The sequence below is a fragment of the Thalassospira marina genome (assembly GCF_002844375.1).
GTDB lineage: Bacteria > Pseudomonadota > Alphaproteobacteria > Rhodospirillales > Thalassospiraceae > Thalassospira > Thalassospira marina.
In genome coordinates, this window is sequence record NZ_CP024200.1 from 883,216 (window position 1) to 908,044 (window position 24,829).

The 24,829-nt window shown below is 54.0% G+C and carries 26 protein-coding genes, 1 rRNA gene, 1 pseudogene and 2 other annotated features; of the genes and pseudogenes, 25 read left to right on the forward strand and 3 right to left on the reverse strand.

The window, feature by feature from the left end; translation table 11 throughout:
• Positions 1–73: 73 nt before the first annotated feature.
• From CSC3H3_RS24145 to CSC3H3_RS24160, 4 genes are all read left to right on the forward strand, one after another.
• Complete coding sequence (locus CSC3H3_RS24145; RefSeq protein WP_101286838.1) at positions 74–832, forward strand: GolD/DthD family dehydrogenase; 759 nt, start codon at positions 74–76, stop codon at positions 830–832.
• The gene (gene dhaL, locus CSC3H3_RS24150) at positions 832–2,616 is read left to right on the forward strand and encodes a dihydroxyacetone kinase subunit DhaL (RefSeq protein WP_245881419.1); all 1,785 of its coding nucleotides are present in this window, start codon (positions 832–834) and stop codon (positions 2,614–2,616) included. The genes CSC3H3_RS24145 and dhaL (CSC3H3_RS24150) overlap by 1 nt, the downstream gene beginning before the upstream one ends.
• A gap of 92 nt (positions 2,617–2,708) precedes the next feature.
• Entirely contained in the window at positions 2,709–3,371 is a 663-nt protein-coding gene (gene dhaL, locus CSC3H3_RS24155) for a dihydroxyacetone kinase subunit DhaL (RefSeq protein ID WP_281262548.1), read from the forward strand.
• Entirely contained in the window at positions 3,368–5,422 is a 2,055-nt protein-coding gene (locus CSC3H3_RS24160) for a bifunctional sugar-binding transcriptional regulator/dihydroxyacetone kinase subunit DhaK (protein ID WP_101286840.1), read from the forward strand. Before dhaL (CSC3H3_RS24155) ends, CSC3H3_RS24160 begins: the two co-directional genes overlap by 4 nt.
• 191 nt (positions 5,423–5,613) lie before the next feature.
• Here CSC3H3_RS24160 and rrf read toward each other — a convergent pair.
• Positions 5,614–5,728 (reverse strand): 5S ribosomal RNA (gene rrf, locus CSC3H3_RS24165).
• 134 nt (positions 5,729–5,862) lie between these two features.
• Positions 5,863–6,112: a sequence feature (23S ribosomal RNA rRNA prediction is too short), on the reverse strand.
• A gap of 19 nt (positions 6,113–6,131) precedes the next feature.
• Positions 6,132–6,291, reverse strand: a sequence feature (23S ribosomal RNA rRNA prediction is too short).
• Positions 6,292–6,356: 65 nt separating this feature from the next.
• Between rrf and CSC3H3_RS24170 the strand changes: the two are divergent.
• A pseudogene (locus CSC3H3_RS24170) lies at positions 6,357–6,788 on the forward strand (DUF2493 domain-containing protein); the annotation flags it as partial.
• Between the two features lie 153 nt (positions 6,789–6,941).
• Here the strand turns inward: CSC3H3_RS24170 and CSC3H3_RS24765 are convergent.
• Positions 6,942–7,112, reverse strand: coding sequence for a hypothetical protein (locus CSC3H3_RS24765; protein ID WP_157832007.1), 171 nt, complete (start codon positions 7,110–7,112; stop codon positions 6,942–6,944).
• Between the two features lie 345 nt (positions 7,113–7,457).
• Between CSC3H3_RS24765 and CSC3H3_RS24175 the strand changes: the two genes are divergently transcribed.
• The 14 genes from CSC3H3_RS24175 to CSC3H3_RS24240 all read left to right on the forward strand — a co-directional run bounded on the left by CSC3H3_RS24175 (position 7,458) and on the right by CSC3H3_RS24240 (position 18,468).
• The gene (locus CSC3H3_RS24175; RefSeq protein WP_101286841.1) at positions 7,458–8,783 is read left to right on the forward strand and encodes a hypothetical protein; all 1,326 of its coding nucleotides are present in this window, start codon (positions 7,458–7,460) and stop codon (positions 8,781–8,783) included.
• Between the two features lie 13 nt (positions 8,784–8,796).
• Positions 8,797–9,441 carry an NUDIX hydrolase gene (locus CSC3H3_RS24180; protein WP_101286842.1) on the forward strand — a complete coding sequence of 215 codons (645 nt, stop codon included), beginning with the start codon at positions 8,797–8,799 and terminating at the stop codon, positions 9,439–9,441.
• A complete protein-coding gene (locus CSC3H3_RS24185) occupies positions 9,438–10,190 on the forward strand; it encodes a class I SAM-dependent methyltransferase (RefSeq protein ID WP_101286843.1) in 753 nt (250 codons plus the stop codon). Before CSC3H3_RS24180 ends, CSC3H3_RS24185 begins: the two co-directional genes overlap by 4 nt.
• A complete protein-coding gene (locus CSC3H3_RS24190) occupies positions 10,183–11,232 on the forward strand; it encodes a hypothetical protein (RefSeq protein WP_157832008.1) in 1,050 nt (349 codons plus the stop codon). Before CSC3H3_RS24185 ends, CSC3H3_RS24190 begins: the two co-directional genes overlap by 8 nt.
• Positions 11,229–11,879: a histidine phosphatase family protein gene (locus CSC3H3_RS24195; protein WP_157832009.1), complete on the forward strand. Its 651-nt coding sequence runs from the start codon at positions 11,229–11,231 to the stop codon at positions 11,877–11,879. Before CSC3H3_RS24190 ends, CSC3H3_RS24195 begins: the two co-directional genes overlap by 4 nt.
• Positions 11,880–12,513: 634 nt before the next feature.
• Complete coding sequence (locus CSC3H3_RS24200) at positions 12,514–12,918, forward strand: hypothetical protein (protein WP_101286846.1); 405 nt, start codon at positions 12,514–12,516, stop codon at positions 12,916–12,918.
• On the forward strand, positions 12,915–13,151 hold the full coding sequence (locus CSC3H3_RS24205; protein ID WP_101286847.1) for a helix-turn-helix domain-containing protein: 237 nt from the start codon (positions 12,915–12,917) through the stop codon (positions 13,149–13,151). Before CSC3H3_RS24200 ends, CSC3H3_RS24205 begins: the two co-directional genes overlap by 4 nt.
• The gene (locus CSC3H3_RS24210; RefSeq protein ID WP_101286848.1) at positions 13,138–13,881 is read left to right on the forward strand and encodes a P-loop NTPase family protein; all 744 of its coding nucleotides are present in this window, start codon (positions 13,138–13,140) and stop codon (positions 13,879–13,881) included. The genes CSC3H3_RS24205 and CSC3H3_RS24210 overlap by 14 nt, the downstream gene beginning before the upstream one ends.
• Positions 13,881–14,321: a hypothetical protein gene (locus CSC3H3_RS24215; RefSeq protein WP_101286849.1), complete on the forward strand. Its 441-nt coding sequence runs from the start codon at positions 13,881–13,883 to the stop codon at positions 14,319–14,321. The genes CSC3H3_RS24210 and CSC3H3_RS24215 overlap by 1 nt, the downstream gene beginning before the upstream one ends.
• Before the next feature lie 35 nt (positions 14,322–14,356).
• Positions 14,357–14,674: a TrbC/VirB2 family protein gene (locus CSC3H3_RS24220; protein ID WP_101286850.1), complete on the forward strand. Its 318-nt coding sequence runs from the start codon at positions 14,357–14,359 to the stop codon at positions 14,672–14,674.
• Between the two features lie 2 nt (positions 14,675–14,676).
• Positions 14,677–14,979, forward strand: coding sequence for a hypothetical protein (locus CSC3H3_RS24225; protein ID WP_101283237.1), 303 nt, complete (start codon positions 14,677–14,679; stop codon positions 14,977–14,979).
• Positions 14,976–17,360 (forward strand): VirB4 family type IV secretion system protein, encoded by a 2,385-nt coding sequence (locus CSC3H3_RS24230; protein WP_101286851.1) that lies wholly within the window; start codon positions 14,976–14,978, stop codon positions 17,358–17,360. The genes CSC3H3_RS24225 and CSC3H3_RS24230 overlap by 4 nt, the downstream gene beginning before the upstream one ends.
• Positions 17,342–17,593 carry a hypothetical protein gene (locus CSC3H3_RS24235; RefSeq protein WP_157832010.1) on the forward strand — a complete coding sequence of 84 codons (252 nt, stop codon included), beginning with the start codon at positions 17,342–17,344 and terminating at the stop codon, positions 17,591–17,593. The genes CSC3H3_RS24230 and CSC3H3_RS24235 overlap by 19 nt, the downstream gene beginning before the upstream one ends.
• Positions 17,590–18,468 carry a hypothetical protein gene (locus tag CSC3H3_RS24240; protein ID WP_101283231.1) on the forward strand — a complete coding sequence of 293 codons (879 nt, stop codon included), beginning with the start codon at positions 17,590–17,592 and terminating at the stop codon, positions 18,466–18,468. The genes CSC3H3_RS24235 and CSC3H3_RS24240 overlap by 4 nt, the downstream gene beginning before the upstream one ends.
• A 20-nt stretch (positions 18,469–18,488) precedes the next feature.
• Here CSC3H3_RS24240 and CSC3H3_RS24245 read toward each other — a convergent pair whose 3' ends face one another.
• On the reverse strand, positions 18,489–19,016 hold the full coding sequence (locus CSC3H3_RS24245) for a hypothetical protein (RefSeq protein WP_157831796.1): 528 nt from the start codon (positions 19,014–19,016) through the stop codon (positions 18,489–18,491).
• Positions 19,017–19,038: 22 nt separating this feature from the next.
• On the opposite strand from CSC3H3_RS24245, the gene CSC3H3_RS24250 reads away from it, so the two are divergent.
• From CSC3H3_RS24250 to CSC3H3_RS25075, 6 genes are read left to right on the forward strand one after another with little or no spacing between them, the layout of a single operon-like run.
• Positions 19,039–20,133 (forward strand): hypothetical protein, encoded by a 1,095-nt coding sequence (locus tag CSC3H3_RS24250; RefSeq protein WP_157831795.1) that lies wholly within the window; start codon positions 19,039–19,041, stop codon positions 20,131–20,133.
• Positions 20,130–20,492, forward strand: a complete 363-nt coding sequence (locus tag CSC3H3_RS24255; RefSeq protein ID WP_101283225.1) for a hypothetical protein — start codon at positions 20,130–20,132, stop codon at positions 20,490–20,492. The genes CSC3H3_RS24250 and CSC3H3_RS24255 overlap by 4 nt, the downstream gene beginning before the upstream one ends.
• Entirely contained in the window at positions 20,489–20,671 is a 183-nt protein-coding gene (locus CSC3H3_RS24260) for a hypothetical protein (RefSeq protein WP_101283224.1), read from the forward strand. The genes CSC3H3_RS24255 and CSC3H3_RS24260 overlap by 4 nt, the downstream gene beginning before the upstream one ends.
• Positions 20,659–21,396 carry a VirB8/TrbF family protein gene (locus CSC3H3_RS24265; RefSeq protein WP_101283222.1) on the forward strand — a complete coding sequence of 246 codons (738 nt, stop codon included), beginning with the start codon at positions 20,659–20,661 and terminating at the stop codon, positions 21,394–21,396. The genes CSC3H3_RS24260 and CSC3H3_RS24265 overlap by 13 nt, the downstream gene beginning before the upstream one ends.
• A 5-nt stretch (positions 21,397–21,401) precedes the next feature.
• On the forward strand, positions 21,402–23,108 hold the full coding sequence (locus tag CSC3H3_RS24270; RefSeq protein WP_101283220.1) for a TrbG/VirB9 family P-type conjugative transfer protein: 1,707 nt from the start codon (positions 21,402–21,404) through the stop codon (positions 23,106–23,108).
• Positions 23,108–24,826, forward strand: coding sequence for a TraB/TrbI/VirB10 family type IV secretion system protein (locus CSC3H3_RS25075; protein WP_245881420.1), 1,719 nt, complete (start codon positions 23,108–23,110; stop codon positions 24,824–24,826). Before CSC3H3_RS24270 ends, CSC3H3_RS25075 begins: the two co-directional genes overlap by 1 nt.
• The last annotated feature ends 3 nt before the right edge of the window (positions 24,827–24,829 follow it).

A 24,829-nucleotide genomic window follows, 5' to 3' on the forward strand; every position in this document is an offset into this window, starting at 1 on the left:
TGCCTGGACACATAGCGCGCCCAAGCACCCAGAAAGCAACATATGTTACTCCCCCTGAACGAAAGGAGCAGTTATGGCTGACCCCCTGGATTTTTCGCTAGCAGGCAAGACTGCTATTGTCACAGGTGCTGCATCCGGTATTGGCGCTGCCATCGCAGAAGCCTACGCTGCTAAAGGAGCACGCGTGGCATTGCTGGACATGAATGTCGAGGCGGCAACGGCGAAAGCCAAAGCCCTTGGAAAGGGCGCCAGAGCTTTTGAATGCAACGTTACTGAATCCGACAGCATCAATGCCGCTATCCAGGCCGTGAATGACAGCTTCGGTAACATCGATATTCTTGTAAATTCTGCCGGAATTGTGGATTTGGCCCCGGCCGAAACACTTTCGCTGCCTGCCTGGCAACGCACACTTGATGTGAACCTTACAGGAAGTTTTCTGATCGCGCAGGCCGTTGGCAACATCATGATCAAGGCCGCCCGTGGAGGGCGCATTATCAATCTGGCCTCACAGGCAGGCTCCGTCGCGATTGATGGGCACGTCGCATATTGTGCGTCCAAATTTGCCATTATCGGCGTGACCAAGACCCTTGCACTGGAATGGGGCAAACACGGCATTACCGTAAACTCGATCTCTCCAACTGTAGTTCTGACCGAACTCGGCCGCAAGGCTTGGGATGGCCCGAAAGGCGATGCAATGAAAGCACAAATTCCTTCCGGTCGGTTTGCCGAACCCGAGGAAATTGCTGCCGCGGCCGTCTTTCTCGCATCAGATGCCGCAGCAATGATTAACGGTGCCGATCTGCTTGTAGATGGCGGATATACTGTAAAATAATGAACGATCAGAATGATTTGAAAGGGAATACGTTGACCATGCAGCGTTTCATCAACGATCCCGACGATATCGTCGACGAGACCGTCGCGGGCTTTGTCAAAGCCCATAGTGACCTGGTCCGCAAAGACTCCGAAAACAATCGTGTTGTGGTGTCGCGTTTTGCCCCGCAGGAAGGAAAAGTCGGCATCGTCACAGGCGGCGGTTCCGGTCACGAACCAGCCTTTGTCGGCTATGTTGGTCAAAACATGGTGGATGCCGTCGCGATCGGAGAGCTGTTTTCCTCGCCAACGGCAAAAAGTTTCGCAGATGCAATTCGTGCCGCAGATGGTGGTGCTGGTGTTGCGGTTCTGTATGGTAACTATGCTGGCGACAACATGAATGTTCGCATGGCCAGCGAGATGGTCGAACCCGACGGTATCGAAGTGGCGACCGTCGTTGCAAACGACGATGTTTGTTCGGCCCCGGCAAACGAACGCGAAAAGCGCCGGGGTGTCGCCGGTGAGATTTTCATGTGGAAAATTGCTGGCGCCAAGGCCGCCCTTGGCGGGTCGCTCACCGAAGTCAAAAGCGCTGCACAAAAGGCCATTGATGCGTGTCGTTCCGTCGGGGTCGGACTGGGTCCCTGCACCCTGCCCGCCTTGGGACACCCGAATTTCCAGATCGAAAATGGAACAATGGAAGTCGGTATTGGGCATCACGGTGAACCTGGCACGCGGATCGAACCGCTTAAATCCGCAGATGCTGTAGCTGATGATATGCTCAAGATCGTGCTTGACGATCACAACCTGCCCGAAGGCACCGAGGTTGCCGTTCTGGTATCGGGTCTTGGTGCCACGCCGGTAAACGAACTTTATGTCCTTTATGACCGTATTGAGGTAGGGCTGGAAAAAGCCGGGCTAAACGTTCATCGTGCTTTTGTTGGTAATTATTTTACCTCGCTTGAAATGGTAGGGGCTACCCTGACGGTGATGGCGCTGGATGATGAACTCCAGTCCCTGCTTGATATCAGTTGCGCCTCGCCCGGCTTGTCTCTATCTGGCGGCATTGCTGAGCCAATTGGCAAAATCGGCACCCGCCGGCATCGGGGAGAAGAAGCCCGCCGCAGCACCCTGTCTGTACCGCAAGCCCCCGAAGCAATAGAGCTGCAAAAACTTGCTCTGAACTCTGCATCGGGAATTGTCGAAGAACTGGCAGCTGTCATTGTCGCCAACAAGACCCATCTTTCAGATATTGACGGGCTGATTGGAGATGGCGATCACGGTATTAATATGGCCAAGGGTTTTGGTCGTGCGGCGGATCAGATTGCCGGAAAGAACATCCCGTTGTCGGCCGCGTTCGAAAAACTATCCGATATATTAATGTCGGAAATCGGCGGATCAATGGGGCCTCTTTACGGTTTTGTCTTTCGCAACATGGCCCTGTCAATTGAAAATCGCAATGCCATTGATGCAGAAGGAATTTCTGCCATGCTTAATGCTGGCCTTCAGGGGGTACGCACGACAGGGGGGGCAAAAATTGGCGATAAAACCCTGATCGACTGTTTTGTTCCCGCTGTCGAAGCCTTTGACGCCAGCAAAGGCCAAGGGATCCTGCCAGCTCTTTCAGCAATGTGCAAAGCCGCCGAAGCAGGGCGCAACAGCACCGTTGATATGGTAGCGAAACTCGGCCGTGCAGCCCGTTTGGGTGAACGCTCTCGCGGTGTTCCAGATGCCGGAGCAACATCGTGCTGCCTGATCCTCAATGAACTGGCCGCAGCAATCTCGCGTCGTGTAACCGCAGCCTGATGCAAAGGGTCCTCCCTGACGACAGGCAGGACCCTTCTTCTTTATGACAAAGGCTTGCTCCCGATAGGACGGGCATGCGATAAATGCCGACCATGCAATCATTTACACGTCATGACCTCGCATCTTTATTTCGCAGTTTCGCTGCTCGTATGTTTGACGAGCGGGCCAGCCTTGGTGTGCTTGATGGCGAAATCGGTGACGCGGATCACGGTGTGGCAATGGCTGGCGGTTTTGAAGCCGCGGCGAAGTCTCTTGTTGAAACCGATGATGGCAGCCAAACACTGGGCGAAGGTTTTTCGCTAGCTGCAAACGCACTATTGAATGCAGTAGGTGCAACAACAGGACCACTGTATGCCAGCGCACTTTTGCGCGCTAGCACCCTGTTTGGTGATACCAAAGAGGTTCCATTTGAACGTTTGCCCGAAATCATCATTGCCATGTGCGAAGGCATTGAAACACGCGGGCATGCCAAACCGGGTGACAAAACCATGATCGATGCATGGTCTCCAGCCTCCCATTCTGTCCGCCTCGGGCTGGAACATGGGGCGGACACGGTTTGCATTCTGGAGCAAGCTGCCCAGAAAGCTGCAGAAGGAGCCACATCAACACGGGCAATGATGGCAGCACGTGGTCGCGCAGCACGCCTTGGCCCCCGCAGCATCGGACATCTTGACCCCGGGGCAGTGTCCGCAGCCGCATTGATTGATGCCATGGCAACATGGGCTGCGTTCGCAACATCAAAGGATGTTTCATGAGCGCGCGGAAGGTGCAACGCGGCTCAAATAATTCCACAAATGTACGCCCGCCCTTGCGGTTTGGCGATGATCTGTTGTTATGGGCAGCCTGGCTTTATTACGAAGAAGGCCTCACCCAGGGGGAGATCGCTGACCACATGGGGGTTTCACGGCCATCGGTCAATGCTTACCTTGCTGATGCCCGTGTACGGGGTATCGTCAATATTGAAATTGCCCCCGAACGGTTTCGTGCTCTAAGTATTGCGCGCGACCTCCAGGAACATTTCGGGCTTGACGACTGTTTTGTCATTCCCTCTACCGGAAGCGACAGCCCGCTCGTCGATCGCCTTGGTTCTGCTGCGGCACAGGTTCTGACACGCATTACACGATCAGGAGATACGATTGCCGTAACATGGGGACGCACCATGCTGGCAACGGCCAATCACCTAAAAATACACTCACTTCAGGATTTGCGGGTAATTCAGGCTACCGGCGGCACGACGGCCAAAATCCCATGGACCCCGGAAGCCTGCGCAACACGTCTTGCTGATGCTATTGGCGCCCGCTGTATTCCACTATCTGCACCGGCAATTGTTTCTTCGTCGGCAATGCGTGATCTTCTGATAAAGGAATCTGTTCTGTCAGAGCAGATGGAAGTCCTCGCCGAAGCGAACCGCATCGTTTTGGGAATTTCATCTCTTCGACCTGAAAGTACGATCCATACAAGCGGTTTTTTTGACGGTATTGCCATGCACGAGCATTATCATGATGCCGTGGGAAGCATTGCCGGACGTCTGATATCTGCCACAGGACAGGCTGTTGACGGCCCTCTGGAAGGACGGGTCATTGGTATTGGCCTGGACGAAGTCCTTGCAATCCGCAGCCGTATAGGCGTGGCCGGGGGGATGGACAAGGTCCAGGCAATCCTCGCCGCACTCAGAGGCGGCTATGTCAACATCATGGTAACTGATGCCGATACGGCCCGGGCCATTCTAACATCCGAAGGTGTTGAAAAAGGACGACCTCGCCCTTCTGAAGCGTCTCCGGCGGCCTTGCCTGAACGGGTGCAGGTAAAGAAGTTTTTGAACCGCCCAAAGGATGCGGTGGATGAAAGCATCGCAGGGGCGCTGCTGGCCCATGAAAAATGTCTCGCACCGATTAAAGGAACAACACGCGCCCTGCGTGCCTTAGATGGTCCCAGAACCGGAAAAGTTGGCTTGGTTATTGGTGGCGGATCTGGCCACGAGCCCGGATTTCTCGGCTATGTCGGCCGTGGGTTGGCCGACGCTGTAGCAATCGGCAACGTTTTTGCCTCACCCCCGCCCGATCCGATCCTCGCTGCCACGCTTGCGGCAGATGGCGGTGCAGGTGTGCTGCACATTATCGGAAACTTTTCCGGTGATCTCATGAACTTTGAGATGGCTGCCGAGATGGCAAAAGCACATGGTGTGCTCGTTAAGACTGTCATCACGACAGATGACGTTGCCTCTGCGCCAGCAGATGCCCGCGCGGCACGTCGTGGTGTCGCAGGCAATGTGTTTGTGTTCAAAATTGCCGGCGCAGCCTGCGACCGCATGCTTCCTATGGAAACCTGCTTTGCACTGGCACAACGGGCGAACGAACGTTGTTATACAATGGGTGTTGCCCTCGAACCGGGTGCTTCCCTGGATACGCGACGCCCAAGCTTTATTCTTGGCCCTGATGACATGGAAATAGGTGTTGGCGTTCATGGCGAGCCAGGTATTGCCCGCGCTCATATCGCAACAGCAGATGAAACAGCTGACATGATTGTAGACCGTCTTCTGGATGAAATGCGTCCAGCAGAAGGTGACGAGGTAGCAATATTGGTCAATTCGCTTGGCAGTACACCACACATGGAACTGTACATACTTAATCGTCGCCTGCGAGAAAGGCTTAAAACCCGCCGAATCAAAGCCCATGTAACACTGATTGGTCATTATTACACGTCACTTGATATGGCCGGAGTTTCCGTAACCATGATGCACTTGGACCCGGAGCTAAAGGTCCTTTTGGATCATCCATGCACCAGCCCGGCAATTACAATATCCTGAGGCTGCCAATAGTTTATGCTGACCGGAGTAACCCTCGCATTTACTTTCGGTTGTCACGGGATGTCAGAAGCCCAATATGGCATTATGAACATTGACCTGTACCCCCAACGCAGAAACGCCGTACTCTATTGGAGTACGGCGTTTTTGTATCATTTGCGATTTAGGGAATACGAATTGATTGTGTTTAGAAGGCCCGGCGGTGACCTACTCTCCCGTGCCTTAAGACAAAGTACCATCGGCGCAGGCAGGTTTCACTTCTGAGTTCGAGAAGGGATCAGGTGGTTCCCGGCCGCTATGGCCACCGGGCCGTCGAAACACAATCTGAGAACGGTGTATGTGATCGTTTTTTGGTGCGATAATTTCTGTTTGTGCATGGCGGATTTTACCGCTGCGCAAGATATGCAGATTATTCAATTAGCAAGAGGGATCAATCAAGCCGATCGATCAATTAGTACTGGTTAGCTTCACACATTGCTGCGCTTCCACACCCAGCCTATCAACCTGGTGGTCTTCCAGGGATCTGATAGGGATACCTAGTCTTGAAGGGGGCTTCCCACTTAGATGCTGTCAGCGGTTATCCCTTCCGCACTTAGCTACCCGGCGATGCTCCTGGCGGAACAACCGGTACACCAGAGGTGCGTCCATCCCGGTCCTCTCGTACTAGGGACAGCTCTTCTCAAGTATCCTACGCCCACGGCAGATAGGGACCGAACTGTCTCACGACGTTCTAAACCCAGCTCACGTACCACTTTAATTGGCGAACAGCCAAACCCTTGGGACCTGCTCCAGCCCCAGGATGTGATGAGCCGACATCGAGGTGCCAAACACTCCCGTCGATGTGGACTCTTGGGGAGTATCAGCCTGTTATCCCCGGCGTACCTTTTATCCGTTGAGCGATGGCCCTTCCACGCGGGACCACCGGATCACTATGGTCCGCCCGCTGACATTGATGATTATCGACAGCCGAAATTTAATCGCCTAGCGCAAGCGGGCCAATCGCGAAGTGCTCTTACCGGCTGGTCCGAAGGTCACCGTTCCCGGAGGAACCAACTAAAACGATCACAAGCTGATCTGGGACAAACCAGACCGAGTGCATGCCAAGCACCCGAAAATGGGGCTGAAGCACGGTAAGTCACCGAAAGGCGTCGAGAAGATCGCAGCCCGCTGGGTCGGTCTTTACAACGCCACCAAGCTCGGCTTCGCACCGGACTGGACCAAGCACGACCGCGCTGCACCGTTCAAACGCAATGGCCAGAGCCACGATGCCCTGCCGATCGGGGTCATAATCTTCTTCAGCACCGGCATTCAGGAAAACCTTGCCGAAAAGCCTAGGAAGCTCGGCATCCCGGTCTGGCGGTTCGAATGAACCGCCGCAAATGGCGGCATTAGGAACATTTAAATTTTCGCTGGTTTCCGAAAATAGCCCAGCCGACAGCCTAACGTTTTGAGCTACCCCTGCCGCTCAGCTACGATGATATAAAAATGGGCAGCCAAAAAACTTGGCTGCCCGGGTTCGTCGTCACGACTTCCGTTCTTCAGAACTAGGAAACCTTGGCAAGTAAGTCATGGCGATGATCAAGTAAGCCAACGCCACAAGCAGTTCTTGCGATCCAGTGTTGATGTGAAAAGAACCTGACAAGTAGGAATACCCCAACAGTGCGTAGGCAAAACTCGTCAATACTTTTTTCATGTTTATCTCCTTCCTCTTACGGAGAAACATTTAGGACATTGTTTTTATTTAATAAATTTTGTATTTTAGTTGTCCGAACGATAACCAACTGGAACAGCAGATATACCTCATTGGCCCTCGCACACATTGTCACTAGTCTGAATTCGTTCAAGTCGGTGATTGGCGCTTGAAAATAGGTAGATATCCGGTTTGTTGTGGTTTTTGTTGCTGCACACGGCTAACATTTTCCGCCAACCTACCAACAAAAAAAAAAGATATGTTGGCATTTTAAGTTGGGTGTACATTCCCAGTTGAGCACCTCCAGATGGCTCCAAAGCTAGGTGGCAAAGTTAGGAGAGCAGAGGAATGTTTGAACGGCCTGAGAAATCACTTGTAAATCTGGTGGACAAACTCTTTGCAGCTGCTTCCAGTGGATTAATGTCCGGTGGTCAATTCAAGCATCGCACACCAAAGGGCAAACCATCGAAAACAGCATTGTTCGAATTGTTTACCGGCGACTTTAAGGGGAAAGTCGCTTCTTGGCGCAATGCTTCGGCGAGGAAAGGCACTCCGCTCAACCAGCTTCACAGAACAGATGAACTTATAGCAATTTTCTCGGCAAACGACGCAAAACTCTTTGATAGCCAAAAGCCTATCGTTCCCGCCAGAAAGAAAGCTGACTTTTTGGAATTTGCTCAATTTCTTAATGATAACTTCGCCAACGATAAGAACAAATTGGTGCTAGGCCTCAACGCATACAGGGCGTCGCTCGTAACGGCCTACACAGAGAACAAGGTCCGAAACGGCGGCGGATTGGAAGCAGGCATCACCGGCAGAGACTTCGATATTTCAGGGTCCAACACCTCAGGCACCCCCAACAAAGACTTCGGTGCATCTGTACTTATGTACGCGAGATATCTAGCTGCAACGCGCCGACATCAGATGGTTGTCGAGTTGCGCAACAAGCTAACGCACTTGTTTCATTTACTCGGTCTAAATGGAGAACGCGAGAAACTCGGACAGCTAGCGGAGAAATCAAGTGCAGTCCTGAAGGACAACGCGTCGAGAGCGGAGGTTTTAATCGACGACCTCGGTTGGGCAATTCATCTTCAGGGAAGGACTGACGAAGCTGAAGAGAACATAAAAGCAGCACTCGTAATGTTGGAGAGTGAGGCTCCCACAAACCTCGAAGGAAAAGTTCGAAACTTCAGGGCTCGATCCAAAGCAAACCGCCACTTGGCCTTCCTCGCCGAAAATCTAAATTTAAGATCGTTTTACTTGGACAAATGTAGAGAAGCTTTCGAGCAGGTTCAAACGGAGAAATCGGCGATCGAATTGTACAATGTTGGTATCCGATGCGACGAAGCACAGCTCTATCACGCGCAAGCCTACTTAAGCGCTCGAGACTTAGGAGTTCAAGCAGAAGGCGAACTGCCAGATAACGACATCGCCGCAAGGAAAATCGCGGATAAGGCACTCACCATTGTAAATCGGGCCATCGAGATTTTTGAAGATATTGGAGACCTAGAAAGACAGGTTAAGGCGCTAGTGCTCGTTGAGCGCCTCTATAGAGCCACTGGCCAGCGCGTCAAAGCCGTAGATGCAGGAGCATTGCGCGAGGAAGCCTTAGCGAAGTCCGGAATCGATGGCGGCTTGGGATCCATAGCACTACAAAAGCCAATCACAGTATGACTAGGAGATAAGCATGGAACAAATAGATATTTTCGACGCGAACCTCAAGCCTATGGGCAAAAAGGAACGGCGTCGAGCTCACTTCGACGCTGACTGGCATGTCACGTTTCACCTTTGGGTAGTCGGGCAAGTTTATTCTGGGTCAGTTCTTTACCAATGGCGATCAACTGAAATGGAAAATTTCCCTGACATGTTGGACGTAAGTGCTGCTGGACACATACTTTCCGGCGAGACAATGCAAGATGGGATTCGCGAGGCGGAAGAAGAGCTCGGCATAACATTTGACTCAAGAAGAATCCACAATTTGGGGTATCGAGTCGAAGTCGCAGACCAAGAGAACGGCCAGAAGAATCGCGAGTATCAAGGCGTCCACATGTGCAAAGTCGAGATCGGCCTAAACGATTTTCAACCACAGATTGAAGAAGTGTCAGGACTTTACTGGATAAACATTCAAGAGGGCATTGAGCTTTTCACTGACAAGCGTAGCGAAGTCGTAGCAAATGGCGTCTACTACGATCCGAAAAGAGAAAAATGGATCGAGAGCGAGAGAGTGTTCTCGAAGGATAATTTTTTGCCGAGAATTCAAAATTACTACTTGACGGCACATATAATGGCCGAACGTTTACTCGACGACAAATTGCCATTGTCAATATCATGATGCCGAAATTGCATAAGTACTATCGAGAGGCTTCAAAAAACTACGACGCCCTGCGGTTCGACGACGATGACGAAGTATTGAGCCACGTTCGCTGGTTTGTCGGCGACAGGCTCGTTGAAGACTTAGAACTGTTGGACGTGGGTTGCGGTACGGGCAGATACAGCGCGGAATTCTCACGAAATGGCTTTGACGTCATAGGACTCGACCATTCGAACGACCAACTAACCGAGGCGCAATCCAAAGGAGTGCCTGTTCAAAGAGGACAGGCGGAAGAGCTCCCTTTCGCCGCCGACCGTTTTGACGCGGTTTCTTTTATAATGATGCTTCACCAATTGAGTGCAAGTCAGTTTAAAACAGCTATGGCTGAAGCCACGCGAGTACTGCGGATTGGCGGGCACATTTGGATTAAAACTTGTTCGCTTGACGATCTCGCAGTGCGTCCATTTACGGACCTATTTCCCTCGACGCTGGAAATAAATGCTAAACGCTATCAAAAGATCGACGAACTCATTCGGGTCATAAAAAGAAGCGGAGCCCAACTAAAAAGAATGGAGACATTAGTCAATCACTATGAGATGAGCGGCGCGCAGATTATTGACAGAACGCAGGCGCGTCACAACACGACGCTATTTTTGATGAAAGATGAGGAATTCCGCGCTGGTTTAGAAGGGCTCAAGATGCGTTACAAGCGCAATGAGAACTACCAGCTTTCTCACCAGCACACGCTGTTGGAGTTTGAGGTTGGATAAAGGTATCCCTCAACCCCAAAGAACATTACCGGAAACGGCTGCGCGACGAGAAGAACTGCCGAGCTCATACCAGCGCGTTGTGGGCATGGGTGGGTGCCGTTTAGCTGACGGCATATTGCACATGGGCCATTTGAATGGTTGCCTTACTTCACCCAAGCTCAGTGAACTGGATGATTATTTCTTCATTATTCAGGACAATATCTCCGACCGGAACATTAGCAAAACCTATGCAGATAGACTTTCACATTTAGCAGGAGCGATATTGGCACTCGCACCAAAAGGTCCCCGAACCCTAATAGTTCGTCAAAGCGCTATCCAAGAAAGTTATTTTAAGCTTTACATGGTCCTGTGCGAGTTGGCGTCAACCAACTCGATTTTCCAAAACAATCCAAAAATCAGAGGTGGCGATGTGACAGACACCTCTGTAAGCGACGCAATATTTCCGATCAGCGAAGTATGCAACATATTGTCTTTAGACTGTGATCATCTATTCATGAACGACGACAATCTTAGGTTCGTTAATCTGGCTCGCAGACTCCGTCGAAAGATCCAATTAAGAGGATTCGACAATTATCCAAAACGGCCCAATTTGATGTATGGTGGAGCACAACGTCTAATTGGATACAACTACCTCAAAATGTCTAAATCAAACTCAAACACGATACCTCTCGGCATATCGAATGCCGGATTAGTCAGCGAAGTTGAACGTTTATCTAACCGAAGATGGCTATATAAAAAGGGAAGTGAGTTCCGATGGTCTTTTAAGCGAGGCGATACTTCGATTCTTCACCCGGAGGACTATCCGATCTTCACCTTCTACAAGGCCTTCGTAGATCCTTACGCATTACCAATCGCGGTAGTCGGTGCGTCAGAACAATACACTCAGCCAGTCTTGAAGCAGGTTACGAAATACAATCAAGAAGTTTTAGACTATTTTCACTCGGATGATTTCAGTCCAGAGCGCATCATGATGCGCCTGAGAGACGATGAAGCGGTTGCCAGTGGTATTATCAAAGAAAATGTCGAATGGTATCTCCAATGACAAAGAAGCTGTGTTTAATCCGGCACGCTGATTCAGTCAAAAACACGCATGAGGTTTTTGATGATCAAAATGCACGTCAAGACCTGACTTTGAGGGGACAAGTTGAGCTTTCTAACTTAGTTGTCTACCTCAGAGAATTGACCGCGAATGTTGGAGCGTCGCAGTCTCAATTGTATTCCGCTAATTCAGAGCGAGCCGAAAAGACCGCTCAGGCGATTGGAACGGCATTATCCTTAAAGCCTGCGACAATTGCCAATTTGGGCTCTATGCGTTCAGGACCACTTTCCGGTTTGAGCGAAACAGAAGCGGCTCTGAGATTTCCCGAATACATGAAGACTCTTAAACTTTATCGCTCGGGGCTCTTGTCGTCTGACAAAATTTTGCGCCCCGAGGGGTGTGAAACGCTCAATGAGTTTGAAAACAGGATCACAACTTGCTTTGATGAAATCTTATCTAGTGAGGCTAGGATGGTTATCGTAGTGGGTCATAGATCACCGATTTCGGCAATGTGCGTTTCACTGGCCAGGCGTTATTTAGGTTATCCAGATGACTTTTTTGGATACATCCCCATACCTACGGGTAGCGTTACTTTATTCAATTTTGCAGAGAGAACATTTGAATACGCGGGCATGCAACCAGGTACTTAGAGATATATCCCATTTAACATGCTCGTTAGATGCCAACTGAGCGGAATTCACCAACCTCTGCAAATTAGGCGCGATCTAATCGAGAACTTAATTCAGAATATGAACTATTTGCGCTCCCTTTTCCGGGCCGCAAGACAGAAAGACAGAGTTGGTCATGCTGCTAGGTGATACACCGGAGGACAAACCAGACCTTCTGCCGACAGCCTCGGCGATCTGCCGGAAGAAAGTCGCGAAACTAACCACAACACAGAACGATCGCAAAGAACGCTAGGAAGCAGCCGAGGCTTTACGGATGCTGATCGATCAGATCGTGCTCATGTCAGGCCCGGAGGGACTTCCTCTGGAGTATGGGTTGCGGGGGCAGGATTTAGCTACGCGCTATGCGCTCCGCTGAACCTGCGCAAAGCTTTGCTTTGCTTGGTTTGAACAATCGGTTCAAGTCCACCTACCCCACCTACCAGACATTAAAAAAGCCCGCCACAAGGGCGAGCTTATTTAATGTTGGTTGCGGGGGCATACCTGATTACCCAATTCTTTTCCCCGAGAAATATCAGTTTCGATACTCTCGGTGACGAATTGAGACCATACATTTCCGATCCTTGTCAAGTCGTTAACGACGCGATGGGGGTCTACAATGCCAGCCGAATGGGGACAGGCAAAAATTGAAATTCTCGCTCTGCAAGATGAAATTCTTGCAGAAATCGAGAAGGGTATTTCCACCCGAAAAATCTTTGAAAAACTCTCTGCTGCCAAGCGGATTACGATCTCACGCCGGTCATTCTACCGCCGTGTCAAATTGCTGTGCGCAGCACAAACCAATCCAGCCCAAAGAGCACATAACAAACACCCCGGGCTGCCATCTGCCGCACTGCGTCATTCTACAACGCCCCCCACTTCCAGGGCTGTAAAAGCCACAACACCTTCAGCCGATCTAACCGATGCCAATGCTCTGCCAACGCTCAAAGCAAAAGAGCAGGCAGAATTTAATCGTTTATGGGATGGCGAGGACGCCGCCGATACGGCGGAAAAAGTCCAATGAGCCATTGGCAGGCAGAGTATCTCGCCCTTCACACCCGCCTGAGACAGATCCGCCGTCAAAAAGGCCTCACACAAACCGATGCCGGACAGTGCATCGGCGTGAGCGAACGCACCTATCGCGACTTTGAAGCGGGTCGGATCGATTTGTCAGCAGCCCACCTGTTTCGCCTCGCCCATGCCCTGGGCTTCCAGATTGTCATTTCCAATGGAGTTAACGCCAATGGCGCTCATTAATCTCACCCTTCAGGGGAAAGGCGGGGTTGGCAAATCCTTCGTCGCCAGTCTTCTTGCGCAACATTACCTCAAACGTGAAACCCCGCTTCAGTGTTTTGATACTGACCCGATCAACCAGACCTTTGCCGGTTATAAGGCCTTCCCGGTCGAGACCATCCGTCTGGGCGAACGTCCCGACGAAATCAACCCCCGTTATTTCGATGCTCTGATCGAGCAGATCATGGCCGGTCCCGAGGACGGTATTGTCGTGATCGATAATGGCGCTTCCACCTTTCTGCCCCTGCTGGGCTACATGGTTGAAGCCCAAGCCCTGCAAATGCTGGCCGATGCCGGACATGAAATCCGTCTTCACACCGTACTGACCGGCGGCCAGGCCCTGAACGATACAATGGAGGGGCTGAATCATGTTTTACAAAGCGTGCCCGATCTCCCTGTTGTCGTCTGGCTGAACGAGTATTTCGGCCGTATCGAACGCAAGACTAAATCTGGCGACGTAGAGAGTTTCGAGCATTCCGGCCTCTATAAAAAGAACCGGGACCGCATCCATGCGCTGGTCCGTCTGCCCGAAGTCCGTAAGGAAACGTTCGGGCATGACATCGAACAAATGATGCGGGCACGTCTGACATTTGATGAAGCAAGCCAGTCAGCAGACTTTCCGATCATGGCCCGCCAGCGCCTGAAAATGACCTGGCGAACCATCCATCATTCAATGGAACAGGCAGTTCTGTGATGGCAGGCCCGCTCGACGATGCGCCGCCGCCGCCAGTGACGATGGACAGTATCGAGGAGCTGCGCACCTATCTGTGGCAGCAACACCAGATCACCGTCGATCAGGATGACCCGGTGTTACTGGTCCATACCATCCTGCGCCTGTCGCTCGATGAACAGCGCCGGATCAATGACCAATATAACCGGGCCCTGTCGCAAACCGTGCGCGATGCCTCGCAGGATTTCACCAAAGACGTATTGATCGCCATTGACGCCTTCAAAGCCGAGGCGCTGGGCGATGTCGTGCGCGAACGCATCAAGACCATCAATGAAACGGCAGAGATGGCGGAAGACGCCATCCGCCAGTTCGCCCGCCTGCTGCGCACCCAGAAAATCCTGACCACGCTCAACATTCTCGCCGTCGTCTTTGTCGTCGGCGTGCTCAGCGCCCTGACCCTTTAAGCCCGATTTAACCCTGCATCCAAACCGAGGAAAACATGACTAAAAAAAACACCCTGACTTTGTGCCTGGTGGTGGCGCTGGCCACCCTTGCCTTCAGCGACCCCGCCTTTGCTCAGGCCAATACGGCAACCGGATCGGAATGGTATGACCCGATCATCAGCCTGTTTGAAAGTGTTCAGACCGGGGTCGGCAAGATCGGCACGATTGTGGTTGGCCTGGGCGTGATGGTGCTCGGTGTCTGGGCCGGTTTTACGGGCCGGATGGATTGGGTCCGCGCGGGCATGATCGTGATTGGTGGCGTCCTTGTCACATCCGGTCCGGCCATCTCGGCTGGCCTGTTCGGCGGGTCCTGATCATGAAAGCCGGCAGCGCCGTTCTCACCCGCATTCAAAACCAGATGACCATGTTTGGTCTGCCCATGCCGCTGATGATGCTCAGTGTCGTCATCGGGGCACTGGGCCTGGTCGTGATGGTCCTTCTCGAAATCTTCTGGCTGATGCTCCCGACAATGGTGCTGGGCATTGCCGGGGCATGGATGTTCTTCATCCGCAAGACCAAGGACAACATGCATTTTGACCGGGAACTGTCGCTGCCGCCCCGCTTCTGGCGGGCAGGCCGCCACAACCGGTTGCTCAATGCCGGGAGGAAAGACAAATGATCTGGCCTTCCGTCCTTGCCACCTCCCTTGTCGCCACCATGGCCGGGAGCCTTGCGGTCCCCGCCAGCCGCCGCCTGCTTCTCGGTGATGTCAAATATGACTGGTTACAGGATCAGCTTGAGCTTGACTGCATCGAGAGTGATGCCGCGACCATACGCGGCAAGGATAACAGCCTGTCGCGTGTCTTTCGCTTCATTGGCACGTCCTACGATGCCAAGATCGAGGCCGAACAGGAAAACCTGCTGCAAGCCCGCTCAATCCTGGTTCACAAGCTCGGCCAACTGGGGCTTAGCCTGCGCTGGTTTGGCATCAAGCGCAAACGCGCGATCAATGCCCGGGCAACCTGGCCCAATGCGCCTTTGCAGGAAGTGGGCGACGCCGAAGCCAAACAGTTTCGCTCCAGCTATTTTATCGACTGGTATCTGGTGATTACCGGGACGGCCATGCCCGCCCTGAATGAAGCCACCGATATTATTGATGCTGATGGCGCAAAATACGGTGTGGGCCTGCTGGCCAAAGCTCCGGACGGACAAAACTGTGAACTGACCGGCTTTCTCAATGGTGTTGTCTGTGGCGAATATCGTGATGATCTTGCCCCGATCCCCCATGACATTTCTGGTGGATTGCCCGCCAGTGATCTGAACTTTCACAAGGATAACGGGGTGATCCAGAGCTTCACCCCGACCGAAAAGCTGCAAAAAGTCATCACCGTGGCCAAATGGCCCGGCACGGTGACAGGCCAGATCATTAACGACATCATGAATCTCGATGGCGAGATTGAGATTTGCCAGGTCTGTGATCCCTTTGATCAACACAAGGCCCTGCTTTATCTCACCCGCCGTTTAAGTGGTGAACAGAGCGCGCTGTTTGGCAATGCCGAAGCCGCAGCCGAAACCGATGCCCTGATCGCGATGATCAATCAGGGGGATGCCACCCTGTTTGCCACCCTGTTTCTGATCATTGCCCGGGCGGATAACACGGTCAAACTCGACAATTTACTGCGCAAAATCACCCGCAAACTGTCCAACCACCAGACCCTCTACCATGTGCAGGTGCGCGGGGCGCCGGTATGCTGGTTTAACCGTATTCCCGCCCGATCAAAGGCAAAGCTGATCCCGGGCGGACGGTTCATGTCCTCGCTTGAATTGCGCAGCGAGAATATTGCTGCCCTTTGGGCAATGCAGCATTCCGCCACCGGCCAGACGGAAAGCCCGCTTGGTCCGGCCCCGCTGCGCTGGTTTACCACCACCAGCGGGCAAGCCTATGCCGCCAATTTCCATGTCTTTAACAAAGCCAAGACGCTGGCGAACTTTCTGGTCTTTGCCCCGGCGGGCAGTGGTAAATCAACGCTTTTGATGCACCTTCTAAGTGGCGCGGCCAAGTTTGATCGCATCCGCTCCTTCATTCTCGATTCCAAGGAAGGCTCGCGCTTCATGGTCGAGGCGTTGGGCGGGCTTTACCAATCCTATGAAAAGCTCTCGCTCAATCCACTTGATGTTGGTGAAGACAATCCCGGCAACCGCGAACGCATCAATTTCATTCTCAAGGCAATGGCGGGCATTGATCTCGCCCCAGATGATCAGGAAGCGCTGAGCCATGCGATTGATCTGGCCTTCCAGATTGATCCGCCCAACCGCACGCTTAATGCGCTTTACCCTTACGCCTTTGCCAAACGCTCCGAACTGCGCCGGGCTTTTTCGCAATGGGTAACGGACGACAAGGGCAATGCCGGACTGCGCAGCCATATCATGAATGCCCCCCATGACAGCCTGGGCGGGATGCTGAACCAGTCGCATATGGTCGGCATCAATATGAATGAGGCGCTGAAGGACCCGTCGCTTGGTGCGCCGATTGTCGGCCATATTGCCGAGACCATCGCCAAGTCGGTCGCGCCCAATTTGCGCGGCTTCATCATCCTGATCGAAGAAGCGGCCAATTTGCTGCGCAATCCCGGTTTTTGCGAACTCGCTGCTGAAATGTACCGGGAATATCGCAAGCTCAACGGCATTGTCGGCATGATCTTCCAGGACCCGGCAGCTTTGGTCAAAAGCGGCAAGGCGGAAGCCTTTATCGAAAACACCGCCGTTTTCATCTTCTTTCCCAATTCCAAGATCGATGATGAAAGCCTGGAACCCTTCAATCTCAATGATGAACAGAAGGCCTTTGTGAAGGGGCGCACCCGGTCTGACGAGTTCAATGACCGCCGGGTTTTGATCATCAAGCGCGATGAAGTCAGCGGCTATGAAGAAAGCGCCATTCTCAATGTCGATCTTTCGCCATTGGGCGATCCGCTGCGCTTTTACCGCTCTGGTCCTGACGAAAACAAGCTGATGGAACAATTGCAAAAACAGTGGGGGGACGCATGGCGCAACCACCTCTAGGCATGCCTGCCTTTTGTCACAAGGCAGAGCCTCAAACCCCGATCAACATGGCCGTGCCCAGGGCCGATCTGGTGTTCCTTCTGGTCACCCTGACGGGCCTTGCCCTCACGGCCAGCCTTCTTCTGTTCGCCCCGGTGGCCGGCTTCCTGCTGCTTGGTCTGCAAGTACTCGCCAGCCTGCTGGTCGGGCTGCGCTGTCTTTTTGTCTGTCGTTTTAAACGGGGGATGAAATGAACAGAAAACATCTGCGCATTCTTGCCGTGGCCGGGCTGCTTACCCTGACCAGCCTGCCGGCATCTGCCACCTATCCGGTGTTTGACGCCACCTCCTTTGCCAAGATCACCGAACAGTTCAACAAGCTGCAACAGCAGTTTGACGAGCTGATGAAACAAACCGACATTCTCGGCAAGATCAGCAAGACGGCACAGGACCAGATCAATGCCATTGGCAAGCTGGGACAGGTCGCCGTGCCAGTACTCAACCTTGCCAAACTCGGCCAGCAGATCAATCGCGATATTTCGTGTCTGCTGCCGGATTTTTCCAAGCTGATGCCGGGCGTCAATCTTGACGATGTGGACTGGAAAAGCATCTGTGCGCGGCGCTTCTTCTATAACTCCACCCTGTGGTTTGATCCCAGGGATCCCGATAGCTGGAAGTTTGGCGAAGAAGGCAGTCCTGACGACTGGGCCATGCCCGAAGGGGGTTCCTGGGGCGGTGAAGGCAACGAGCCCAACTGGAAAAACCCGGATAGCCCGGCTGAACAGCGGCTTTATTTTGCCGCCCGGTCCGCCGCGCGCAAGGCAACGGAAGAGCGTCGGGCGCAAATGGCGCGTGAGGCGATCAATACCGGTCTCGCCCAAGCCGACCGCACCTCGACCGAGTTGGCCGAGATCAACCAGGACATCATTGAAGAACTGGAATCACAAAGTGATCAGGCGATTGATGTAAAAACACTGCTTGCCACCCTGCTCAAAGCCTCCCTGCATCAAAGCCGTATTCAGGTGCAGCAGCAACAGCAAATGGCGCAGCTGATCCGCATTCAATCCAACATGTTGCTGCAGTTCCGTCCCGCCGGGGATGGCGGCGAACAGGAAGGAGGCGATGAATGAGGATCGCCTCTTTAAACAGTCTATTTTGTGCGCTGAATTCCTTGAAATTTCTTGGTATCGGCAGCCACCAATTCATCTGTACGCCAATCGGGCAGATCGAAACAATTATGCGTAAAAATGTTACGTTTAATTGTTGCACTACACGTCAGGCTTTTGGGAGCCACATTACCGGCAGCATTATTGAAAGAGCCATAAGCTCTTCCCGGCTGAATTTCTACAGCGGGTACCCAAACGCCATTATACGCCAAGTCCAGGTCATGCCCTTGCATAACCTCTTTGGCATTTGGCAGTTGCTCAATACGGGCAAGAACCTCCTCACGGGTACCATCAAAGACGCCCTTTTTCTGGGCTGCTTCATATTGCGTTCCCACACGAGCCCACTCTGCTTCCAACTGATCCCGTGTTTGCAAGTCAGTCCAAGTCTTTTTCGCATACGCAAAGTCAAAGAACTCGCTCTGCTTTGCGCATTTGTTGCACGCGGCATGTGCCGTGCTGGAAAAAGGCAGACACAGCATGGCTATTAACAATACCCCAGCAGAAACCGCCATCAGCTGCCTCATGTGCGATCCAATGCAGCGATATCTGGATGCCGCCGCCGGATATACCGATGCTTTAAGCAATGTGCTGACCACACCGATGGCAGTCATCTTTGGTTCTGTCGTCGCCATTTGGTTTATCGTCCACGGTATCAAGATGGTGATGGCTAAGTCCGATCTGCGAGGATTCTCGCATGAGTTGTTCTTCATCACAATAGGCGCGGGCCTTTTATCTGGCCAGGGCGCTATCCTCGTCAATCTGATCTACAACACTTCCCTTGCCACAATGGGGGGCGCTGCCAGCGTCGTGCTTGAAGCCGCTGCAACTGCAGGCGGTGAAACCAACAATCTGATCAGCCAAGCGGGTAAAGATTATGTCGGCATGACCCAACTGGTCTATGTCGCCGAAATCGGCTTTCGGGCCGTGCTTGGTATGGCCTTTGAAGTCTGGTCCGAGTTTTCGCTCGGCAATCTGATGGCCGGTGTTTATGGCGTTTTGATCGCCATTCCCTGGCTGCTCCTGATGATAATCTATTTCAGTCAGATCGCGGTCAGCATTTTCCGCGTCATGATGCTGGCCGCCCTCTCCCCCTATCTGATGATGGGCATCGGATTTGGCTGGAGCCAGGGCATGGTCATCCAGGCGCTCAAGTCACTGCTGGCCGCCTATATGGTGCTGTTTGGCGCCACCCTGGCCATCGGCCTGGTGCTCTATGCCGTCGCAGCCCTTAATCTTGACGGCTATGTCGATGCCTCGGGCGACCTTGAAGACATGAAGGTCATTGTCCCGGTAGTGCTGGGCTGGATGGGCTTTGCCTTTGTCACCGAGGCCACCGGCATGGCCAATTCCATCACCCAGTCGCAATTCACCAATTCTGCCGTGGCCGCCCTGACCGGTGGGGCACTTGCGACCGGCATGTCGATTTTCAAAAACGTCAAAAGCGGTCGCCTGCTTAATGCGGCACGCGGGGCCAGTGGCGCTGCCGCCAATGCCTTTGGCGCGGGCCAGTCCTTTTTCTCCGATCCCAAAGGCTCGGCTGACTCCTTTGCCGACCGGTTCAATGCCCATCGCGAACGGGTCGCCGAACGTCTCAAAAATCCAACATCACACAAAGGGTCCGGCAAATGACCATGCAAATCCTCCTGCGCCAATGCGGCCAGCGTGCCCGTCAAACCCTGCTGTTTTTGGCAAGCCTTCTCAAAAGCTACTGCCTGCTCGGACTGATCAGCTTTCACGTCATCCTGATCTGGTGGGCGGTTTTTGAGCCCGACATCCTGATCCAGACGATCAAGGCCTTGCAGGTCATTACCCCTGACCAGCTTTCCGGGATCATGCGCACCGCGCTTGCGATCTGGACGCAACTTTTTGTCCTCGGCCTTCTCTTCCTGCTGCTGCTGGGCGTGCTCCCCTTCTGGCCCGCACGCCCCAGCCGTCATTCAGACCCTCTTTCCGAGAACACCCCGAAATCCACAGGAGCCCCGCAATGAAACGCTTTCGCCCGATCCGTCTTGTCTGTTTTGTCACTGTCACCGCTTTGCTGGCAGGCTGTGCCTTTGATGACATCGAACTGCCCAAGGATGGCACCGGTGTCGATAAACTCAAGGAAAGCCCCTGTGTCTGTGATCCCGTCGAGTTCAATAGCGAGGGATACACATGGCGCGGCTAACCCTGAAGCGAAAGCGCAAGGACGCCCCGCCCCTTCCCAAAGGGCGTCATGCCAGCATCGCGGAAAACGACCCATACGGCTTTCAGGCCAGCCATCGCCGTCTCGCCTGGATGTGCCGCATGCTGACCGCCTCGGTCGTGGTGCTGGGTGCTGGCCAGGTGGTGTCATTGCAAACCATCTCGGCCCTGGTGCCGCTCAAGGAAAAGGAATTTGTCTTTGTCCGTACCTATGGCGCGGATGATCGCACCTATCAGATCGAACCGATCTCAAAGCAGGTCGATGGTTTTGATCTGTTCCTTGAAGCAACCGCCCGGCGCTTTATTCGCATTCTGCTGGCGATTGATCCTGTCACCCAGGAAGAACGGCTGCGCGAAGCCTCCAAGCTGTCGTCATTGGCCTATTGGGAACAGTTTCGCAAGGAACGGATTGCCACTGGCGAGTTGCGCGATGCACTGGATCGCGGGGTGGTGCGCAAGATCGATGTTGAGACCATCAACCGGGTGGCCAGCCTGACCGATGATTACAAGTTCGCCATCGATTTCATCCAGACCGACACGATCAATGGCCGCCCGCTGGGCCAGCCGCAGCGCCTGCGCGCTTACCTCTCGCTGATCACGCGCCCGCAACAGGATGTGCCGGTCGCAGAAAAATACACCAATCCCTTCGGCCTTACCGTGACCGGACTGGTCTTGCGCAAACGCAACCCGTCCGGCGCAGGAGAATAATTTTCATGAAAAACCGTCTTCGCAAATTCGCCTGGACTGTGGCACTGGCCACCCTGCTGGTTGCACTGGCTGCCGTTTTTGTCATCCATAATGCGCGCGCCCAAACCGCCGCGTTTACCTCCGGCCGGCCGCCCATGCCGGGACAGCGGCAAAATGGCAACAGCCAGGCCAATTCCGCAAATGCTGGCAACCAGCCAACAGATGCCGCCACACCGGCCAATCCGGCCCCGAAAGTGCCGACCATGCCGGTCCCTGATTCTGTCGTCAAACAGGCCAAGGACCAGGCCGAGGGCCGCTTTGGTCCCATGGTCCGCCCGCGTACCAGCGGCCAGATCCAGGATGCCTGGGATTATGCCGAGAAGAATGACGGGGTTTATGTCACCGATATGTGTGAAACCTGCACCTATCGGGTGCGGACCCGGGAATATCTCGTCACCCTGATCGAACTTCCGGCCGGTGAGGAAATCACCCGTATTGATGTCGGTGATCCGCGCAGCTGGTCGGTCAATAAACGCGATGAACGGCGCATTGCCATTCGTCCGGCCAGTTACGGCTATGACACCTCCATGATTGTTTATGGCGGGTCGGGCCATGTCTATCCCTTCTATCTGCGGGCAGAAGGGGTCAATTCCATCAATATGCCCGACCTTCTGGTGCGCCTGAAAGGCTCGGTCACAACCCGTGACGACATGACCGTGGCCATGGTCCGCCCGCAGCAACGCCTGCGCTATGGCAGCGGGGTACAGCAGACCAGATTGCAAAACGAAGCCGGGATTATCCTGCCTGATCCTGTCACCGGTCAATATCACGACATTCAGGAAATCCCGCTTGATAACCAGGGCAACCCGATCCAGTTGACCGGTCCCGATGGCACACCGCTTGAAAGCGACTATCAACCCCGTGTCACCGGCTATTACCAGGGCCGCCCGATCATTGAAAACATGCCAACCGGCACGGCTGACGCCCCTGGCAGCACCACCCGCCCCGATCTGGTCGCCGGACGGTTCGATCGCAACGGCAATCTAGTTGCCCCGCTTAACTATGATGGCAGCATGCCGGTTTTTAGCGATGAAACCGGCCAGATCATTACCCGGCAAACGGCTAATGGGGATGGAACGGCAGGTGAAACGACAGGCCAGACAACAGGCAATGCCGCGACTGGCAAAACCAGCTCCGGCGTCACAATCACCCGTACCAAAAACGGCATCGTTACCGGCCAGGGGCGCAGCTACAGCAATCAGCCGGTCGCCCGGATCGATACATCAGACACGGTATCGAACACACCGGACAACACTGCTTCAGGAACAGTCGCCAAATCTGCAACAAGCAATCCTGCAGGCGCTGACGACAGCGAGATGGCGAAAGCCGTTCATGATCTCAGTGATACCGATCCTGGCACGCCGAAGGACGATTTTATTGCCGATGCCGGCTTTGATCCCAACAAGCTGCGCGGCTGGGGGGATTATGACCTGTGGGGCGATGATGAACTGCGCCCGATCACGGTGTTTCGCGATGACTATTTTACCTATATCCGCTTTGGCGAGCGCTGGAAGGATCTTGAACTGCCGACCGCCTATGTCGTGGTCGATGGGTTGGACGAGCTGGTCAATACCCGCATCCAGGGTCACACCTATATTGTCGAAAGCACCCAGCGCCTGATCTCGCTTAAAAGCGGCAAGAAGTTCCTCTGCATTGAATATGAGGGGGACTGATGAGCACGGCATTTTGTGACATTGCCCTGGTACTCGGCCTGACCTTTGGTGGCACCTGTGCGGATCCGGGCGCGCTCAAAGCCCCGCCGCAACTTCCGGCGGATGACAAAACCGTGTGGGGCGTACCAAGCGCCCCACCGGCACCGCCCAAAGCGCCCGAACCGGCTCCGAGCTTCCCGCCGGTCGTGGTGACAAAGAAGGTTTATATCGAGCGTCCGGCACCACCTCCCCCGCCGCCTCCGGCTCCGGTCGTGCAACCGGCTCCGCCGCCAAAACCCGATCCTTACCGGCTGGCCCTTGAGGCTGCCTGGGCGCAAGCGGTGCCGGCCAACTGGCAGGTTGCGGGTTACAGCCAGCCCCCGGCTGCCCCGGGCCGCCCGGCACAGCGGGTCTCGCTCACACCCGGGCTGGGCGTTACACCGCAGCAAGACGAGAGCCTGTCGGTTTTTGTACCAGACATGGATCTGTCCAAAACTGGCAAAAGCACGGCCTCTGCGGGTCCATCCGCTTCCGGGCAAACTTCTGGCCTTTCGGCACCCGGCCCTTCTTCCCTGCCGTCATCACCTTCAGGTCAGCCGCTTAGCACGGACGGAATGGTGCCGGTCGGCAGCAATGGCGCTATCCCCAACACACCAGCTACGCGCGATGCATCTGGCACAGCCGTCCGGCTGGAGCCGGGTATGGGGACGACAGGTGAACAGGCTCCCAATGTACAAGCTGGTGACATTCCGATGTCGCTAGATCAGCCAGGCGGCATTCCCGGCAAGCCCGAGCAAGCTGGCCAGACGCAGACTCAGCCCCAGACCAATCCCGCAAATGGGGGCGCTGCAACGGTAAACGGCACAAAAGCGGCAACTGCCAACGGTCAACCAACCGGTACCGTGACCCAACCGGCTAACAACGGTTCGAGCCATTCACCAGCAACTGCGATCAACAATAACGGTGTTTCTGCGGGGGCAGACAGCGCAAACGGCTCTACCGATACCAGCAACCTTGCCGTGCCTGATCTCTCCAAAATGGATGAAGCCGCCCGCCCGGAACATATCCTCGATGCCAAAAAGATGGAGATCGAAGGCGATTATGAAGGCCCGCGCCGCACCTCCAGCCTGCCGGTCGATAACTCGCGTATTTTGACCGCGGATCGTTATATCCCGGTCCAGCTTGAAACCGGGATCAACAGCCAGGTCGGCGGCGAGGATACCGGCACGGTGGTTGTGCAAACCACGCGGGATGTTTTTGGCTATCACAGTCGCCTGGCGCTGTTGCCCAAAGGCTCGCGCCTGATCTGCAATTATATGCCGCCCGAGGATATGGGCAGTTCCCGTCTCGCCATGCAGTGCGAGCGGGTGCTGATTGCCGGGCACCGTGCTGAAATCCGCAATATCAAATCCCTTGTTGCCAATGCGCAAGGCCAGTTGGGCGCATCGGGCGAAGTGGACCGGCGCTTTATGGAACGCTATGGCAATGCGTTTCTTCTGACCGGCATTTCGACAGCGGTGCGCTATGCCGCCGCCTCGACCAAATCCGAAAGCAATGACGGCCAGGTCGCGACTGCCGCCTCGGAAAAAGCCGCCGAGGAACTGTCCAACAAATTTGGCGAGATCACCGCCAACATCCTCGAAGAAACCCTCTCTCTTAAACCCATCATCACCATTCCCCAGGGGACGCGCTTTCAGATCCGCCCCTCGATGGACTGGTATATCGCCAAGGTGGAATAAGTC

Excerpts from the sequence above, each read along its gene's own strand:
- CSC3H3_RS24145 (WP_101286838.1), top strand. The coding sequence starts at position 74 with ATGGCTGACCCCCTGGATTTTTCGCTAGCAGGCAAGACTGCTATTGTC.
- dhaL (WP_245881419.1), top strand. The coding sequence starts at position 832 with ATGAACGATCAGAATGATTTGAAAGGGAATACGTTGACCATGCAGCGT.
- dhaL (WP_281262548.1), top strand. The coding sequence starts at position 2,709 with ATGCAATCATTTACACGTCATGACCTCGCATCTTTATTTCGCAGTTTC.
- CSC3H3_RS24160 (WP_101286840.1), top strand. The coding sequence starts at position 3,368 with ATGAGCGCGCGGAAGGTGCAACGCGGCTCAAATAATTCCACAAATGTA.
- CSC3H3_RS24765 (WP_157832007.1), bottom strand. The coding sequence starts at position 7,112 with ATGAAAAAAGTATTGACGAGTTTTGCCTACGCACTGTTGGGGTATTCC.
- CSC3H3_RS24175 (WP_101286841.1), top strand. The coding sequence starts at position 7,458 with ATGTTTGAACGGCCTGAGAAATCACTTGTAAATCTGGTGGACAAACTC.
- CSC3H3_RS24180 (WP_101286842.1), top strand. The coding sequence starts at position 8,797 with ATGGAACAAATAGATATTTTCGACGCGAACCTCAAGCCTATGGGCAAA.
- CSC3H3_RS24185 (WP_101286843.1), top strand. The coding sequence starts at position 9,438 with ATGATGCCGAAATTGCATAAGTACTATCGAGAGGCTTCAAAAAACTAC.
- CSC3H3_RS24195 (WP_157832009.1), top strand. The coding sequence starts at position 11,229 with ATGACAAAGAAGCTGTGTTTAATCCGGCACGCTGATTCAGTCAAAAAC.
- CSC3H3_RS24200 (WP_101286846.1), top strand. The coding sequence starts at position 12,514 with ATGCCAGCCGAATGGGGACAGGCAAAAATTGAAATTCTCGCTCTGCAA.
- CSC3H3_RS24205 (WP_101286847.1), top strand. The coding sequence starts at position 12,915 with ATGAGCCATTGGCAGGCAGAGTATCTCGCCCTTCACACCCGCCTGAGA.
- CSC3H3_RS24210 (WP_101286848.1), top strand. The coding sequence starts at position 13,138 with ATGGCGCTCATTAATCTCACCCTTCAGGGGAAAGGCGGGGTTGGCAAA.
- CSC3H3_RS24215 (WP_101286849.1), top strand. The coding sequence starts at position 13,881 with ATGGCAGGCCCGCTCGACGATGCGCCGCCGCCGCCAGTGACGATGGAC.
- CSC3H3_RS24220 (WP_101286850.1), top strand. The coding sequence starts at position 14,357 with ATGACTAAAAAAAACACCCTGACTTTGTGCCTGGTGGTGGCGCTGGCC.
- CSC3H3_RS24225 (WP_101283237.1), top strand. The coding sequence starts at position 14,677 with ATGAAAGCCGGCAGCGCCGTTCTCACCCGCATTCAAAACCAGATGACC.
- CSC3H3_RS24230 (WP_101286851.1), top strand. The coding sequence starts at position 14,976 with ATGATCTGGCCTTCCGTCCTTGCCACCTCCCTTGTCGCCACCATGGCC.
- CSC3H3_RS24235 (WP_157832010.1), top strand. The coding sequence starts at position 17,342 with ATGGCGCAACCACCTCTAGGCATGCCTGCCTTTTGTCACAAGGCAGAG.
- CSC3H3_RS24240 (WP_101283231.1), top strand. The coding sequence starts at position 17,590 with ATGAACAGAAAACATCTGCGCATTCTTGCCGTGGCCGGGCTGCTTACC.
- CSC3H3_RS24245 (WP_157831796.1), bottom strand. The coding sequence starts at position 19,016 with ATGGCGGTTTCTGCTGGGGTATTGTTAATAGCCATGCTGTGTCTGCCT.
- CSC3H3_RS24250 (WP_157831795.1), top strand. The coding sequence starts at position 19,039 with ATGCAGCGATATCTGGATGCCGCCGCCGGATATACCGATGCTTTAAGC.
- CSC3H3_RS24255 (WP_101283225.1), top strand. The coding sequence starts at position 20,130 with ATGACCATGCAAATCCTCCTGCGCCAATGCGGCCAGCGTGCCCGTCAA.
- CSC3H3_RS24260 (WP_101283224.1), top strand. The coding sequence starts at position 20,489 with ATGAAACGCTTTCGCCCGATCCGTCTTGTCTGTTTTGTCACTGTCACC.
- CSC3H3_RS24265 (WP_101283222.1), top strand. The coding sequence starts at position 20,659 with ATGGCGCGGCTAACCCTGAAGCGAAAGCGCAAGGACGCCCCGCCCCTT.
- CSC3H3_RS24270 (WP_101283220.1), top strand. The coding sequence starts at position 21,402 with ATGAAAAACCGTCTTCGCAAATTCGCCTGGACTGTGGCACTGGCCACC.
- CSC3H3_RS25075 (WP_245881420.1), top strand. The coding sequence starts at position 23,108 with ATGAGCACGGCATTTTGTGACATTGCCCTGGTACTCGGCCTGACCTTT.